Origin of the sequence: Streptococcus pneumoniae (assembly GCA_040719455.1) — a bacterium.
Taxonomy (GTDB): Bacteria; Bacillota; Bacilli; order Lactobacillales; family Streptococcaceae; genus Streptococcus; species Streptococcus pneumoniae_G.
This window is the reverse complement of record JBFDTN010000001.1, coordinates 1,542,707-1,560,345: the sequence shown is the minus strand read 5'-3', so window position 1 is coordinate 1,560,345 and position 17,639 is coordinate 1,542,707. Positions and strand designations below refer to the sequence as shown.

At 30.3% G+C, this 17,639-nt stretch carries 14 protein-coding genes; 13 read left to right on the top strand and 1 reads right to left on the bottom strand.

All coding sequences use genetic code 11. The features are described 5' to 3' along the window. Positions 1-121 precede the first annotated feature (121 nt). The 11 genes from wecB to AB1I63_07445 all read left to right on the top strand — a co-directional run bounded on the left by wecB (position 122) and on the right by AB1I63_07445 (position 13,196). Positions 122-1,219: a UDP-N-acetylglucosamine 2-epimerase (non-hydrolyzing) gene (gene wecB / locus AB1I63_07495; GenBank protein ID MEW4354714.1), complete on the top strand. Its 1,098-nt coding sequence runs from the start codon at positions 122-124 to the stop codon at positions 1,217-1,219. A gap of 15 nt (positions 1,220-1,234) precedes the next feature. Next, positions 1,235-2,224, top strand: coding sequence for a Stealth CR1 domain-containing protein (locus AB1I63_07490; protein ID MEW4354713.1), 990 nt, complete (start codon positions 1,235-1,237; stop codon positions 2,222-2,224). Positions 2,225-2,267: 43 nt separating this feature from the next. After that, positions 2,268-3,419: a glycosyltransferase gene (locus AB1I63_07485; protein MEW4354712.1), complete on the top strand. Its 1,152-nt coding sequence runs from the start codon at positions 2,268-2,270 to the stop codon at positions 3,417-3,419. Between the two features lie 21 nt (positions 3,420-3,440). Continuing rightward, positions 3,441-4,580 (top strand): hypothetical protein, encoded by a 1,140-nt coding sequence (locus tag AB1I63_07480; GenBank protein ID MEW4354711.1) that lies wholly within the window; start codon positions 3,441-3,443, stop codon positions 4,578-4,580. A gap of 25 nt (positions 4,581-4,605) precedes the next feature. Next, the gene (locus AB1I63_07475) at positions 4,606-5,880 is read left to right on the top strand and encodes a hypothetical protein (GenBank protein MEW4354710.1); all 1,275 of its coding nucleotides are present in this window, start codon (positions 4,606-4,608) and stop codon (positions 5,878-5,880) included. Positions 5,881-5,927: 47 nt separating this feature from the next. After that, positions 5,928-7,406, top strand: a complete 1,479-nt coding sequence (locus AB1I63_07470; protein ID MEW4354709.1) for a flippase — start codon at positions 5,928-5,930, stop codon at positions 7,404-7,406. Beyond that, a complete protein-coding gene (locus AB1I63_07465; GenBank protein MEW4354708.1) occupies positions 7,403-8,266 on the top strand; it encodes a glycosyltransferase family 2 protein in 864 nt (287 codons plus the stop codon). The genes AB1I63_07470 and AB1I63_07465 overlap by 4 nt, the downstream gene beginning before the upstream one ends. Continuing rightward, a complete protein-coding gene (locus tag AB1I63_07460; GenBank protein ID MEW4354707.1) occupies positions 8,259-9,110 on the top strand; it encodes a LicD family protein in 852 nt (283 codons plus the stop codon). The genes AB1I63_07465 and AB1I63_07460 overlap by 8 nt, the downstream gene beginning before the upstream one ends. An 81-nt stretch (positions 9,111-9,191) precedes the next feature. Beyond that, positions 9,192-10,961, top strand: coding sequence for a phosphotransferase (locus AB1I63_07455; protein ID MEW4354706.1), 1,770 nt, complete (start codon positions 9,192-9,194; stop codon positions 10,959-10,961). After that, positions 10,948-11,676: a sugar phosphate nucleotidyltransferase gene (locus AB1I63_07450; protein MEW4354705.1), complete on the top strand. Its 729-nt coding sequence runs from the start codon at positions 10,948-10,950 to the stop codon at positions 11,674-11,676. The genes AB1I63_07455 and AB1I63_07450 overlap by 14 nt, the downstream gene beginning before the upstream one ends. Continuing rightward, a complete protein-coding gene (locus AB1I63_07445) occupies positions 11,673-13,196 on the top strand; it encodes a BCCT family transporter (GenBank protein ID MEW4354704.1) in 1,524 nt (507 codons plus the stop codon). The genes AB1I63_07450 and AB1I63_07445 overlap by 4 nt, the downstream gene beginning before the upstream one ends. 247 nt (positions 13,197-13,443) lie before the next feature. On the opposite strand, the gene AB1I63_07440 is transcribed toward AB1I63_07445, so the two are convergent. Next, positions 13,444-14,307 carry an IS982 family transposase gene (locus AB1I63_07440; protein MEW4354703.1) on the bottom strand — a complete coding sequence of 288 codons (864 nt, stop codon included), beginning with the start codon at positions 14,305-14,307 and terminating at the stop codon, positions 13,444-13,446. Between the two features lie 136 nt (positions 14,308-14,443). On the opposite strand from AB1I63_07440, the gene AB1I63_07435 reads away from it, so the two are divergent. Next, on the top strand, positions 14,444-16,174 hold the full coding sequence (locus AB1I63_07435) for an AAA family ATPase (protein ID MEW4354702.1): 1,731 nt from the start codon (positions 14,444-14,446) through the stop codon (positions 16,172-16,174). Continuing rightward, the gene (locus AB1I63_07430) at positions 16,167-17,636 is read left to right on the top strand and encodes a hypothetical protein (protein ID MEW4354701.1); all 1,470 of its coding nucleotides are present in this window, start codon (positions 16,167-16,169) and stop codon (positions 17,634-17,636) included. Before AB1I63_07435 ends, AB1I63_07430 begins: the two co-directional genes overlap by 8 nt. Positions 17,637-17,639: the final 3 nt, after the last annotated feature.

The following is a 17,639-nucleotide window of genomic DNA, read 5'->3' as shown; positions in this document are numbered from 1 at the left end:
AGCTTTCGTGACATTTTCTGTGTTTATTTATATTGTCTATATTAAAGATTCTTAGTATAAAAATAGTGATTAAGGAAATTTTCAGTATTTATAAAAATAATTTCATAATAGAGGTTAGAAAATGAAAAAAGTTATGCTGGTATTCGGTACACGTCCAGAGGCTATTAAAATGTGTCCACTAGTTAAAGAGTTAGAAAAGAATAAATATTTTCAGACAGTAGTTTGTGTAACAGGTCAGCATCGTGAAATGTTGCAACAAGTACTAGATGTTTTTAATGTAGAGCCTGATTATGATTTAGAAATCATGAAAAAAGAACAGACTTTATTCAGTATTACAACTAGTATTTTAGAAAAGATGAAACCTATACTGGAGTATGAAAGGCCAGATGTCGTACTAGTTCATGGAGATACTTCTACGACATTTGCGACATCGCTAGCAGCATTTTATTTGGGAATAAAGGTTGGTCATGTAGAGGCAGGATTACGAACGTATAATTTACAAAGTCCATTTCCTGAAGAATTTAATCGTCAGGCAGTATCTATTGTCTCAGACTTTAATTTTGCTCCTACAGAGCAAGCTAAGAAAAACTTGTTGCAAGAGGGAAAAGATGGAACATCAATCTATGTGACAGGTAATACAGCTATTGATGCCTTGAAAACGACTGTACAAGAAGAGTACCAGCATGACATTTTAGATAATTTGAAGGATTCAAGAATTATCTTGCTAACAGCTCATCGCCGAGAAAACTTGGGATTTCCAATGGAAAATATGTTCAAGGCTATCAAACGCGTATTAGATGAGCATGATGACATTTATGTTATTTATCCTATTCATAAAAATCCTTTAGTTCGAGAAACAGCTACTAAAATTCTTGGAGAAACAGATCGCCTATTATTGATTGAGCCATTAGAAGTTCTTGATTTTCATAATTTTTTAAATAGAAGTTATTTGATTTTAACTGATTCTGGAGGGATTCAAGAAGAGGCACCATCTTTAGGAAAACCTGTACTAGTCATGCGAGATACAACAGAGCGCCCAGAAGGAGTCGAAGCAGGTACTTTGAAACTTGTGGGGACAGATGAAGAGATTATTTATCAAGAATTTACACGTTTATTGACAGTTCCTGAGGAGTATGCAAAGATGAGTCGTGCAAGTAATCCTTATGGAGATGGTACAGCTAGTCAACAAATAGTGAGAATTCTTCAGGAAACATTGTAAAGTTAGTGGAGTATAATGACTAAAATTGATTTTGTTGTGACATGGGTTGATGGTAATGATCCAATCTGGCGCGAAAGTAGAGATAAATATCAAGGCGTTGCTTATAAAGGGCTAAATACGGAATCGCGCTATCGAGATTGGGAACTCATGAAATATTGGTTTAGAAGTGTTGAACGGTATGCGCCATGGGTTAATAAAATATTTTTCATTACTGAGGGTCATTTGCCGGACTGGCTAAATACTGAACATCCTAAATTAGTGATTGTAAAACATAGTGACTATATTGAAGGCAAGTACCTACCAACATTTAATTCAAATGTGATTGAGTTAAATATTCACAAAATAAAAAATTTATCAGAACATTTTGTTTTATTTAATGATGATATGTTTGTTAATGGGGAAGTAAAAGAGGAAGACTTTTTTGTTAATGGGTTACCTAAAGATATTGGTGTTTTTAGCCCATTAGTTCCTAGCAGAGGAACTATTGCTTCAATTTCATTAAATAATATTGAAATTATAAATGATTATTATAGCTCACGATTAGTTTTAAAAAGATATTTTTCTAAATTTTTTAGATTCTATTATTATAAGCATTTGGTGAAAAATATAGCAGTACTACCTTGGAAACCGATTTTAGGTTTTTATGATCATCATCTCCCTATTTCTTATAAAAAATCGACATTTGAAAAACTGTGGGAATTGGAGTCGGATATTTTGAAGCAAACGAGTGCCAATCGTTTTAGAACAAGAGAAGATATCAATCACTGGTTAATGAGATATTGGCAACTTTGTACTGGTAATTTTGCCCCGCGTAGTGTACATTTTGGTCAATACTATAATATTGATTCTGATATAGATAATATTTGTTTAGATATAGAGTTAGGAAGACATAAGATTATATGTCTTAATGATGGAGATAAGATACTCGATTTTGAATCTGATAAATTAATTTTAAGTTCTTGTTTCGAAGATAGATATCCCCAAAAATGTAGTTTTGAAAAGTGATATAATTGAATTGTTTTACTAATTATAATAGAGGTCTACTAAATTGAAGAAAATATTACAAGTAGGAAGTGAAAATTTTGGTCGTGGTGGTAGATCTGTCATTACATTTGAATTAATGTATGAAATGTTTCAAAGTTATCAAATTGATTTTTTATCCACACGTCAAATTGAGAGTTGTTTACAAGTTGACTATATAGAATCACATGGTGGTAAGGTTCAATTATGTGTAGAGAATCCAAAATATGGGAGGATTCGAAGAGAAATTGATAGAGTATATAAACTCTACTCAATATTTTCTAAAGAACAATATGATTTAGTACATATCAATGCGGATCATGCTTGGGAAGTATTGAAAACACTTTTAGTAGCAAAGTTAACAAAAACTCAAAATATAGTGGTTCATGCTCATGCTACCTCCTATTCTTTATCATCTTCATCTTGGAAAAATAAAGTGAAAAATAGTTTGATACTATTATCTAGATTATTTATAAATAGATTAAATATTTTAAAGCTTGCTTGTAGTTCAGAAGCTGCGAAGTTTATGTTTGGCAGTGACAGTGATATTCATATTATAAATAATGGTATAGATATGACTAAATATTTGCTAGTTGATTCAGATAGAAGACATGCTCTTCGTAAAGAGTTGAAAATCGAAGAGGATACCTTAGTGATAGGAACTGTGAGTCGATTAGAACCTGAAAAAAATCCTCTATTTTTATTAGATATTGCTCAAGACATTAGTAAATATACTTCTAAATTTATCATGCTTATTATTGGAGATGGTAGCTTAAGAGAATATTTTATAGATATTAAAAATGAAGAATTGAAAAATAAGGTATTATTTTTAGGGTACCGAGAGGATATTCCACAATTACTTCAAATTATGGATGTGTTTGTCTTAACTTCTTTTAAGGAAGGTTTTGGTATTGTAAATATTGAAGCACAGGCAGCAGGTCTACCTTGTGTTGTGAGCGATGGAGTTCCTGCTACAGTTAAGGTGAATGATAATTTTTATTTTCTTTCTTTAGCTAATGGACCAGAGAGATGGGCTCAAAAAATTCTTTCTTTGAGAAATACTAGATTAACTAATTATGATGTGATCAAAGAAAGAATTTCAGTTGCGGGATTTTCAATTATAGATAGTCGGAAAGAACTAAAAAAATTGTATGAAGATTATTTTCACAGGAATAAATAGATTATAAAAGGAAGGTTATTAGTGGATAGAAAGTTTAATAAAATTACAATAGTACATGTCGGAGATTTTATGGGGTATCCTCCGGTACTTAATCTTGTTGAAAATCTATTGTGTAATGGATATAGCGTACAGCTCGTCAGTATGACTAATTGTGAAAAGATACCGCAGAAGTTGATACAAAATGAAAATTTTAAATACATAAAAAGTACCTTGCCACTTAGTGGAGGTCTAGTTCCCAAGCTAAGAAGAGTTATATCAGAAAAGAACAAGCTAAAAAGTGTTGTAGAGAACTGTATGTTAGATTCAGATATTTTATGGACTACAACAGATCTTACTGTCAAGATATTAGGGAACATGCTTTTTAAATATCGGCATGTGATGCAGCTTATGGAATTGAAGGAGAGAATGCCTCTTTTCTTTAATTCCAAACGATTTGACTTTCCATTAAGTATATATGCACAAAAAGCTTGGAAAGTTGTAGTTCCAGATTTAGATAGAGCTTATATTCAGCAAGTTTGGTGGGATTTGCCAGTAGTTCCCACTGTGTTACCTAATAAACCTTACTCAGTTGATTATGGGCAGCTGTCTTCAGAAATTATGGATATAATACAGCGAATGAAAGAAGGAGAAAAAAAAATTATTTTCTATTTAGGAGCTATAGGACCAGATAGAGATTTAGAAACATTTGCTGAAGCTATACAGAGGAAAGAGAATTATTGTTTATACATCGCTGGTAAGGATATATCGGGGGGAGCATATTTGGATAGAATATTAGAGAAATTCTCTAATATAGTATATTTAGGTTTTTTTTCTGCTCCTCAACATTTAGCTCTACTTGAGCATGCTCATATTGGTCTTACACCTTATATTCCTGAAAAAAATTCGGATAATTCAGAACTCAATGCTTTATATTGTGCACCTAATAAAATTTACGAATACAGCGCCTTTGGTATTCCTATGATTGGAACAAATGTACTAGGCTTAAAAAGACCATTTGAACAGTATAATATTGGAAGATGTTGCGAAGATATGACAGAGGGATCTATTCTAGCATCACTTGATGACATAGAGAAAAATTACGATGAAATGCGATCTAATTGTTTTAAGTTTTATCAGAAAGATGATTTAGACAATATAGTGAGAGAAATTATTGAGGGTTGATTAATAAGATGAAGAGAGGAATGAGATGGTAAAATTATCTACTATATATAAGGCGATAGTAATCTTATGTGCATCTATCATGGTAGGAGTACCATTATTGTTCCCTACTGAATTTATTGGAGTGTATACTCAGAGAACATTTATATTTATATTAGCTTTAGGATTCTCTTTATATGTGCTTGTAAGTAAAGATTATTTATTGCGAAAGCAGATAAAATTTTTAAACTATTATGCAATACTATATGTTCCAATTATTTTAATAATGTCCATCTATTCTAGTACAAAATATAGCTATCCACTAGATCAGATGTTAAAGATCACAATTATCCCGCATTTATTTATATTTGTTTCCTATTTAATTATTTTTATATTTCATTCAGATAATTCAGTAAACAAATTTTTGAAAATAATAGCAATTTTAGTTGTTACTATGCTAAGTATTCGTATGTTTAGTTGGATAATGTATAATTTTAGGGGAAGTATTTATTTTCCTAGACTTCTCTTTCAATATGAAGGTTGGATTCGAGATGGTTTTCAACGTGTGGAAGCTGGAGTGTTATACGGAATAGCTTTAGTTACTGTGGCTGTTAATTCATTAAGATCAGGCATAAAAGGAATAATCTATAAAACGATTTTGGTATTTATGGTACTATTTCTTGTATTGGTTACAAGGGTACGTTTTCAATCGTTTTTAGCTGTCATCACAATTGGTATGGTGTATGTATTTTATAAACCAAAAACAAGAAATGGATCAATTTTAAAGATTTTGTTTTATATTATCGCAATTCTATTCTTACTATTAAACTCTCAGTTATTAGGAAATGCTTTTGATACTCTTCTATATTCAGAGAGCTACAGTTCATCTACAGGAGTTAGGTTTGAAGGTCTTCGACATTATTTGTCTATTATGTATAATCAGAATGCTATATTTGGTTTGGGATTTTTAAATCCAGGCAATTCTATTGTGCATGGACTAATGTCAAGGAATCAATGGAGTATCTACTATATAGATGATTTAGGAATCTTTGGAACGATTATTCAATTGGGAGTATTTACGTTTATAACGCATGGTTTACTCTTTATGAAAGCAGTTAAAGTGACTATGAAGAGTCTGAGAAGCAGAAAGAGAGAATATATATTATATACAGTTGGTTTAACTACATATATGATTGGTTCAAATCTTTTGTTAAATATGTTTGATGATCAAAGGATTTTTGATGTTCCTTTCTACTTAGCAATATATAGTTATTTAGATGGTGTTTTAATGGAAGAATTATCAGATAGTAAAGATAGGGCATAGCTCTTATCTTAATTATAAATTTGAAAGACTTGGAATTAGATTGAGAGATGGAAGAAAAATTTAAAGTAAAATCTATAAAATATAATTTTTTAATGAATATTATATTGAAAATGTCCAGTGTTATTTTTCCTTTAATAACTTTTCCCTATGTATCAAGAGTATTGCTAAGCGAAGCTAATGGGAAAATCGCCTTTGCTTCATCTGTAGTTAGCTATTTTTCTTTGGTTGCCTCACTAGGAATACCTTCATACGGAATTAGAAAATGTGCGGAAGTTAGGGATGATAGATCTAGATTATCAAAAATTGTGCAGGAATTGTTAATTATAAATACGATATGTACACTATTATCATATATAGTATTTATTATTTTAATGTTCACTATTCCTAAATTTTCAGAAGAGTCTACATTATTTTATATTACTTCCGTTACTATTTTATTTAATATGTTGGGAGTTGAGTGGTTTTATCAAGCAATTGAACAGTATCAATATATAACTGTTAGAAACATTTTATTTAAAATAGTATCTATCATTTTGATGTTTGTTTTTATTCATCATCCTAGTGATTACGTATTGTATGCAGGAATTACAGTTTTAGCTTCAGTTGGATCTAATATTATGAATATCATTCGTTTGACCAAGTATGTTGATTTGAATATTCAAAGAAATCAAACTTATGAGTTTGCGATTCATTTGTTGCCTATTTTTACATTATTTTTATATAATGCAACCACAGTAATTTTTACGAGCTTAGATCAAGTTATGCTTGGTTTCATGAAAGCAAATGATAGCGTTGGGTATTATGCAGCTGCAATCAAGATAAAAAATATATTAGTTAGCCTTGTTACAGCACTAGGTGCAGTTATGTTGCCCAAAGTTTCTTATTCATTAAAAAATAGCAGTCAATCAGATTTTAAGAGATTAATTACTAAATCTTTTGAATTTATTTTTATTTCTTCCATTCCGATTTCCCTATTTTTTATTATAATGGCAGGAGATATTATTCAAGTTTTAGCTGGGGATACTTATGCTCAATCTGTTCCAATTTTACACTTTTTAATGCCCTCCATTATTTTTATTGGACTCAGTAGTGTTACAGCATGGCAGTTATTAATTCCATTAGGAAAAGAAAAATATACGGTAGTGGGAGCTATAATAGGAGCTGTCATGAATGTGGTGGTAAATATTTCGTTAATTCCTCGCTTGGGAGCAGTGGGAGCAGCGATTGCTTCCTCTTTAGCAGAATTATCTGTTTTGTGTTTTCATATGAAGGTTTTAAAATCTATTATAAAAGAAACTTTTGAACTCAGAGAATTAATTATTGCTTTACTAGCTAGCTCTATTTCAGGAGGAATAATTTTAGTGATGAATTCTTATGTATATATTGGGAATTCGTTTGTAAAATGTGTTATCTTTGGAATAGTATTTTTTGGGATCTATCTAACAATTTTATATATTTGTAAAGAAAAATTGATTTTTGATTTTTCTAAGCAGATAAAAGGATTTGTGAAAGGGAAATTTGGATGATGGATGTTTGTTGCATGATTTTGAATTACAATGATTCAGAGACAGTTTTGAAATTATTGGATACGATTCAAAATTTTTCAGTATTTTCTCATATTTTAGTGGTTGATAATTGTTCCACAGACGATTCATATGAACGACTACAGACAGTTGTGTCTGATAAGATTATACTCATTAAAACTGATAAAAATGGTGGTTATGGCTATGGAAATAATTTTGGAGCCAAATACATACAAAAGCATTTTAATTGTAAATATGTTTTATTATCAAATCCAGATGTTGTATTTTCTAATGAGTTAGTTGAACGATTCGTAGGTTATATGGAAGATGACGAGAGACTTGCGGTTGTTTCAGCTATTCAGCACGATATAAATGATGAGCCTATTACAGATTTAGCTTGGAAGGTACCTACTTCGTTTGAGTATGCTATTTTAAATTCTAGTCGCTTATCTAAATTTTTTCCTACTAATTACCAGCTGAATTTTAATAGAAAAGAACAGTATGTAGATTGTGTTCCCGGAGCCTTATTGATGTTTAATTTGGAAATATTTCTTAAGGTTGAAGGATACGATGAAGAAATGTTTTTATTTGGTGAGGAAACAACGTTAGGTTTTAAATTGAAAGAATCTAATTATAAAACAATGTTGGTGTTAGATGATTTTTATCGCCATGAGCATTCAGTGAGTATTAATAAATCAATTGACAAAAAAAGTAAGCAACTTGAAATTCTGTATAAAAGTCGCTTGCTGTTCATGAGAAAATATTTAAGATCTGGTCGCTATATGATAAGATTAGCTCAATTTTTTCAGAATCGGACACTTAGAAAATTACAATCAAGTAATTTGGAGATGATTGATGGATAGAGACTTTACAGTTAAAGAAATTCAAGAATTAGAATTTGAAATTTTAAAATATTTGAAAGAAGTCTGTGAGAAGAATAATCTACGTTATTACTTGGCTTATGGAACACTAATTGGTGCAGTTAGGCATAAAGATATTATACCTTGGGATGATGATATTGATGTTATGCTACCAAGAGAAGATTATAAAAAATTAGTTCAAATTTTAACAGAAAATCCTCATCCGTATTATAAGATAATATCAGTAGATACAAATAGTAAATTTCAAGTTCCGCTACCAAAACTTGTAGATACAAGAACAATTCTTATTCAAGATTATGATATTGTTGAAACAGTTCCTTTAGGATTATATGTTGACTTATTTTTGATAGATGGAGGGGGAGATAATTTTGAAGAGAGCCTTCTTCACTATAATGAAGCATTTAACTTATATAAAAAATGGAAAAAATCACGTTTAAAATTATTTCCAACAGGATTTTCTAAAGTCCATGGTTTTCTTAGATGGGTAAAAAATATTTATTTTAAAGTTCGAGGAAGTTGCCATTATATGAAAATGTTGGAAGAACATAATTCGAAGTATTCATTTTATCACAGTAAATATGTAGCTACCTTAGAGACTGGGACAAGCGATGCCAATAAATGTATTTGGAAGTATGAAGATTTTGGCGAAGGAGTATTACTGGAGTTAAGAGGAGAAGTTTTTAATGTCCCTAATAATTATGCTAAAATTCTAGAAAGTGAGTACGGTAACTATATGGAGTTACCGCCTGAAGAGAAAAGACAATCTCATCATTCTTATCATTTGAAATGGAATGAACATTTTGCATATAGTGGAGAAATAGAGTAACAATAGAGCCTCTTTATTGATAGTTTATAAAGAGGTTCTATTATATAAAGATTGTTCAAAAAAATAAATAAAGGAAAAAATATGAACATTATAGAAAGTGACATACTTTTATATCTAGAGAGTAGAAATTATACGAATCAAAGAAAAATATCATTAGAATTAGGATATTCTTTAGGATTAGTAAATCGTACTATTCGGAAATTAAAAGAAGAGTTATACATTGATAGCGAGAATAAATTATCGGAAAAATCCAATAAAATAATAATGGAGAATTCTCCCAAGCAAGCGATTATATTGGCTGCTGGTTTTGGTTTTAGAATGGTTCCAATCAATCAAGAAAAGCCAAAAGCATTTCTTAATATTAGAGGAGAATTACTAATTGAAAGAATCATTAGACAACTCCATGAAGTTCAGATATCAGATATAACTATAGTAGTTGGTTTTATGAAAGAAGAATTTGAATATTTGATTGATAAATTTGGAGTAAAATTAATTGTTAATCCGGAATACAGTCAAAAAAATAATCTTCATTCTTTAAAATATGTGAAACACAAATTAGTAAATAGTTATATTATACCTTCGGATGTATGGTTTGATAAAAATCCATTTCGACGTAGAGAATTAAACTCTTGGTATATGGTTACAGACAAGATAGAAGAAGACTCAAATATACGTTATAATAAGAAGCGAGAGCTAATCGAGACTGACTCGAGAGTTAAAGGTAATCAAGTGATTGGAGTTGCGTATATATCTCAAGAAGATGAGAAGAAGGTATATAAGAATATCGAAAAACTTATAGCTTTGTCTGAATATGATGATTCTTTTTGGGAGAAAAGTTTATTTGATAACAAAAAAATGATTATTTCAGCTCGTATATTTCCTTTTTCTCAAGTTATTGAAATCAATACCTATGAGCAGTTAAGAGATATTGATGAGAATTCTCAACAGTTGAATGTTGAACCAATCTCTATCATTGAGAAATGTTTAGGAATTGACAAGACTGAACTTTCTGAAATTGATGTGTTGAAAAAAGGAATGACGAATCGCTCATTTTTATTTAAAAGTAGGAATGATAAATATATAATGAGAATTCCAGGAGAGGGAACGGATTCTTTAATTAATCGAGAACATGAGGCTGCTGTTTATCAAGTGATTCGAGATCAAAAAATTTGTGATGATATTATTTATATAAATCCCACTAATGGATATAAGATTACAAAATTTTTACCAAATGTTCGAAGTTGTTCATCAGATAATTGGAAAGATGTAGAGAGTTGCATACAATTTTTAAAGAAGTTTCATCAGTTAGAGCTACAAGTTGAGCATGAATTTGATTTATTTGGACAAATTGAATTTTATGAAAGTCTATGGGATGAAAAACAATCAGCCTATAAAGATTATAAACTAACCAAAAATAATATTTTGTCATTAAAAGATTATGTTGAAAAACACATTGAGAAAAAAGTATTAACTCATATTGATGCAGTTCCGGATAATTTTCTATTTGTCCAAGATGATCAAGAAATACGTTTAATTGACTGGGAATACGCAGGGATGCAAGATCCTCATTTAGATATCGCTATGTTTTGTATATACTCTTTGTATGAACGACAAGAAATAGATCATGTGATTGATTTATATTTTTCAGAAAAATGTCCACACTCAATACGTTTAAAGATATACTGCTATATTGCAATTGCAGGGCTTCTATGGAGTAATTGGTGTGAATATAAAAGAAGTTTAGGTATTGAGTTTGGAGAATATTCATTGCGTCAGTATCGATATGCAAAAGATTACTATCGAATTGTCCAGGAAGAATTACAAAAGGAGTTGGAATATGAATCGGATTAAGAGAGCAATTATTATGGCTGCGGGTGAAGGAACTAGGTTAAGGCCTGTTACACTCCAGACCCCTAAACCACTTGTTAAAGTTAATGGTGTTCGGATGATTGATACAGTTATTGAAGCTCTGCATAAAAATGGAATTAAAGAAATTTATATTGTTGTTGGGTATTTAGCAGAACAATTTGAAGTACTGAAGCAAGAATATGAAGGTATAAGCCTTATTTATAATAAATATTATGAAACTTGCAATAATATCTCATCTTTATTTGTAGCAAGAGAGCACTTAGAGGATGTCATCATTCTGGATGGAGATCAAATAATTTATAATTCTAATATTTTACATGCAGAATTTGATGGATCTGGCTATCATGTGGTATGGTCAGAGGAAGAAACAGATGAATGGCTATTAACTGCTAGAGATAATATTGTGGTTAATTGTAGTCGAACAGGAGGACAAAAGGGATGGCAACTCTATAGTGTATCTAGATGGACTAAGCATGATGGATGTAGATTAAAGAAACATATTGAAACGGAATTTATAGAGAAGAAAAATAGACAAATTTATTGGGATGATGTCGCAATGTTTTGCTATCCTAAAGAATATAATTTGGAAATCTATCCTATGAAAAAAAATGATGTCACAGAAATTGATAATTTTCAAGAATTGATAGCTTTAGATAGTAGTTATTTATCATATGAAAAACTAAGGGGAAGCAAATGAAAAAGAGTCAGCTTGATTGGTTTATAACGATAGTACCACTTGCTGTCGCTATAATTATAAGTACTGTCTTTTTTATAGCGCCTAAAATATCAAACGATGTATTGCAGAAGGTACGTTTCTTTTTTGGAGATACTTTAGGAGTGTACTATCTTGTTATTGGTTTGGGAGTTTTCATCACAACTTTATGGGTAGCTATTTCTAAGTATGGAACTATAGTATTAGGAAATCAGGACGATAAGCCTAAATATTCCTTTTTTACATGGGGCTCGATGATGTTTACAGCAGGATTGGCTGCTGATATTTTATATTATTCTTTTTCGGAATGGATACTATATGCTCTAGATCCACATTTATCTGAATTAGGTAATGTAAATGAGTGGGTAGGAGTATTTCCTATTTTTCATTGGGGATTAATACCTTGGGGATTCTATCTAATACTGGCTGTAGCATTTGGATTTATGCTGCATGTTAAAAATATAAATAGACAGAAATTTTCAGAGGCTTGTCGTCCAATTTTAGGGAAACATATTGATGGTATGGTGGGAAGAGGGATAGATTTATTAGCAGTTTTTGCTATACTTGCAGGTACTGCAACCACTTTTTCATTGGCTACACCATTAATGTCCTCACTAATTAATCATGTATTTAAAACAAATTTTGACTCTAAGGTGTTAACGATTGTTATATTAATACTGACATGTTGCGTTTATACATTAGTTTTGTTGAATAGTTTTAAAGGAGTTTCATTTTTAGCAAAAATTTGTATTTATTGTTTTGTAACTCTATTACTTTATATTTTATTCATAGGTGGAGAATTTCAATTTATTGTGGAAAATGGCTTTCTTTCATTGGGAAAAATGTTCCAACATTTTTTTGAGTTATCTACTTATACGGACCCTCAAAGAACAACCTATTTTCCTCAAAAATGGACGATGTTTTATTGGTCTTATTGGATGGTATGGTGTGTAGCTGCTCCTTTTTTCATTGGTAGTATTTCCAAGGGACGGACTATTAGGCAAACTATCTTTGGAGGATATCTGTTTGGCGCAGGTTCCACAATCTTAAGTTTTATCATTCTTGGAAATTATTCGTTTGGGAAACAGTTATCAGGAGTTTATGATTTTATTGGTAGTTATCAGCATAAAGGTACTTTATATCCTGTAATTATTGAGATGATTGAGAGTCTACCATTATCTAATTGGATTTTATTACTGTTACTTATTACAATGATTATGTTTTATGCTACTTCGTTTGATTCGATAGCATATATAGCTTCTTGTTATAGTTATCGTACTTTGAATGATTATCAAGAGCCACATAAGTTAGTTCAGTTAGTATGGTGCATACTTTTGATTATACTACCAATTGCCTTAGTTTTCTCGGAGAGTTCGATGGAGAACTTACAATCCTTAAGCATTATATCTGCTTTTCCCATAGGGATAGTGATTGTATTGATTATTGTGGGTTTTATAAAAGATATGAGGATATTCTACAGAACTATAAAAAGAGATTTGATTTAGCTATTTAATGTGTTTAGTTTTTTAATTAGGAGAGTGAGAATATTTTATTTTAGTAGATTGAGGAATTTATAAGATATATAGAAAGAGTGATTGCTTAAATAAATATAAAAAATAGTTGTGTGATTTATTATTAAATATGTAGGATACATTTAGATCAGAGATAAAGTTATTATATAATACTTTGTCTCTGGTCTTTTAATATTTAAAGACTCACCTGTTTAAAAATATATAATTATTACTCGTGGTGCTAGTTAATCTCGAAGTATCTCAGATTGTAAGCCAGTATAATTTGCTCCAGCCTTAACTGCAGACCTGCTAAACTTCTAGTCAGTGTGTGTTCTATATCAAAAAGACCGCAAAGCTCTGAGAAGCGAGTCTCAATGGTTCGTCTCATAGCCATCAATTTCCAATGATTATGTTGTTTAGCTCCTGCCATATTTTGGCGTAAGGGAGTCCATAGATGATAGCCTTTTTGGGTCAAATGATCTTTAAGTTCCTTACTAAGATAGCCTAAATCTGCCAAAATATAAGGTTGTCGGCAATTTTCTAGTAAGTCATCAACTGCCCTAATATCATGGACTGATGCAGGTGTCACAACATAATTCAGAATATAGCCTGATAAAGTTACCAGCAGGTGTACTTTGAATCCATAGAACCACAGATGTTTGGAAGCATTGTAGCCAATATCTGCTAAGTCGTTAAAAATACGTGTTCTATAGTTACGGATAGGTTGGCAAAGTGGCAAGGGAAAGCTATCTATAATAACAATGGAAGCAGGTGAGATTTGAGTATTCATTGCTTGTCTAATGACTTGAACTAACCAAATCAACTGTCTTGCTCGTCGATTAAAACGGCTTCGTTCAAGAAGATGACCACAAGGAAATAAGTAACAGAGACGGTAGAAATGACGTTGTGACTTAATCCCTAGTTCAGCTTGCAAGAGAAGTAAGACTAATAGAGATTGATCTGAAACCTTAGATAGACTGACATTATGACGATGTTTGAAAGATTCAGGACAATAATCCCTATACAGTTGATGACAAATTTTTGATAATTGCTTCAAATTCCATTGTAAGTGATGAGATTTAGCGGTATACTGTAAGTGGCTCATTTGGACTACCTCCTGTTTGTTCCGGCACTTACAGTATAGTCCTTTTGAGCTTTTTATTGTAGTTTGAAATTAACTAGCACCACGAGTAATTATTATGATATAATATTATAAAAAGCATCGAGGAGACAGAGTATATATGCATAAAGAATTTGAGAAATGGTATAAGCAAGAACAAAAGAATAGTAATGATGGTGTTTATAATCAAGCTATAGTTACTAGAACTATGAATGCTTTAAAGTGGTATGAAGACTTTCTAAGTATTGATCTATTTGACTGTTATGAGGAATTAGAGCACCTAAAAGAACAGTTGAAACAAGATCTGACAGTTAAGGATTCTTATTTTAATGTTATTGATCAAAGTATTGATGCATTAAAAAAATTTTTGAAAGAAGATTTAGTAAATCAATTAAAATGTAAATTATTAAAATCAAAAAATATTATTTTACATGGAGCTCCAGGAACAGGAAAAACACATTTAGCTAAAACAGTTGCTGCTAAGTTAATTCGATGTAGTGTGGAAGAGTTAGAAAAGTCTAATAATTTTGTATTTATTCAATTTCACCCTAATTATGATTACACTGATTTTATAGAGGGATTAAGACCGTTTCGAGATGGAAAAGAGATTGGATTTAAATTAACAGATGGTATATTTAAAGAATTTTGTAAATTTGCACAAAATCCTTTATTATCATTATTTATACAATTTTTATTGGATTGTAAAAAGGAACGGAGAAAACTTGAATTTGGAAATAACACTCCTTTCACAGTGCATGAGATTCACAATGATGATATAAAAATTATTAAAGTTTCAGATGTAAAGACAAAACAATTATCTGTAAAAATATCAGATATAAAAATCCTCTTAAGCAATATGCAGGAGATAGCACAGACAAAAGATGTCACACGTGTCTTGAATAGAAATAGTCCTAATGGAGGAGGAGAAGATTCAAATTTATTTACTTTATTGCAGTGTTTTTTGGATCATTGTACAGATAGGATTATAGATTCTGAAAAATTATTAAAAGAGTGTTATCGTTTATTTAGAAAAGAAATGGTAATGAAACAGCAATTGACTTTACCTTTAGAAGAAAAAGAATTTGATATAGAATTTGATAGAACTACTGTAGATAAACCGCTTAAATTTAGTATTTATCCAAATGGCTTATCTGAGTTATTGAAATATAAACAAAATATACAAAGAAAGGAAAATTCGTCAACGGATGATAGTGATTATTATAAAAAATGGTTTGCAATCTTAAAATACACAATTCAGCAACATATAGATATTATTGCATCCCCAAATTATTTTGTTTTTGTTATTGATGAGATTAATAGAGGAGATTTATCCAAGATATTTGGAGAATTGTTTTTTTCTTTAGATGCTGGATACAGAGGAGAAAAAGGTAGTGTCCTTTTACAATATTCTAGTATGTATACAGGATCTGAAAGATACTTTTATATTCCAGATAATGTCTATATTATTGGAACAATGAATGATATTGACCGTAGTGTTCAAGCTTTTGATTTTGCAATGCGTCGAAGATTTCGATTTATTGAAATAACAGCTGAGGCACGTAAAAATATGTTAATGGAAACCTTAAGTGAGCAAATGGCAGATGAAGCATATAAAAGAATGAGTCTTTTGAATATAAAAATTGATAAAATATTTAATGGAGATACTAGTTACCACATTGGACCGTCTTATTTTTTAAAATTACAGGAAATTGATAGTGATGATCCTTTTAAAGATTTGTGGCTAGATTACTTAAAACCAATATTAGAAGATTATTTGATTGGTGTACCGAATGCATTAGACATTCTTAAAAGTTCAGAACATATTATTGTAGAAGGAAAAGAGAATGACTAAGAATTATATTACTGATAAGGATCCTTGGGAAAACGTAACTGAATTATGTGAACGATTACATATAGAAGAGGAAGAATTCTGTCATCTTTTTATGAATGAAAGTAAGAAATTTAAATCGATAAGCGATTTAATAAAGGAAAAACATTTTTTATTTCCTCTGAGGGAAACATCATTTGCATTAGGGAACAAAGAAGCACATAATGTAGATGGAGGGTTTGGACTAGAAGATTCTATTTTTATGGAGAAGGATTCAAAAATTAAACTAGGGAATCATGTGGGTTTTTTAAAAATAGGAGAAGATGTAATTGATATAAGATCTGAATTTGATAAATCTAATAATAATGCTTATTTTTTAAATTATATGATTCAACAAATTGTGCTCGGTAATCAAAGAGTTCCTTTGTTAAACATAGATGCTTGTTTTTCAAATAATCCTATTTTAGATGCATTGATATTAAAATTTCCTAACGAACTAAATAGGGCGATGGAAAAAGGATTATATAGAGAATATCAGACTACATATCATCATAATAGTAAGTTAAGAGGGAAGATTGATATTGTGAATCATTTAAAAAGGGATATTCCTTTTTTGGGAAAATTTTCTTATTGTACTTGTGAATACAGTTCTAAAAATCGAATTTTTTTCCTTATTTACTATACTATTTTAGAGATAGAGAAGCATCCGTTTTTTCGTGAAATTTTATATAGTAGAACACTTTCTTCTAATATTTGTGAACAGATACAGTTAGTGAAACGTATTGTTGGTATCTCCAGACCATCTTTATTAGATATTTTAAAAGATAATAGACAAACTAGTATTAATCATAAATATTTTATAGAGTACAGAGATTTACAAATGTTATGCCTTGATATATTAAGTCATATTAGAATGAATTATACATCTGGAAAAACAGATAATGAAATATCTGGTATCCTATTTGATATATCTTGGTTATTTGAAGAGTATGTTGGAACTCTTATAAAAGGATTGTTTTGGCATCCTAGTAATAAGACAGGATTTGGTATACACTATATGATTGCAGATGAAAATAGACGCTTAAAACCGATATTTCCTGATTTTATTTCAAGAGATAAAGAAAAGAGAATGATTTTAGATGTAAAATATAAATTACTTGAATCAAAAAGTGAAATTAATGGAGGAAATGGTAAAGCTATTGATTCGAAGGATGTAAATCAGTTAATGTCTTATATGTATAGGTTTAATACAGATCTTTCATTCATTATTTATCCCGCTACAACTAGAGAGCAGTGTAAGGAATTTACAATTATTGATGGTAGTCATCTTTGGGGAAATGAGATTTTGAAAGGAAAGAGAAAAATAGTATCTATTGGAATGTATATTCCTCAAGCTGTTCAGTGTGGTGAGGAGTTTGTACAGCAAATGAGGGTAAGTGAGAATAATATCTTACAAGTATTAAAAAAATACAGAGAAGAGATTTGATTA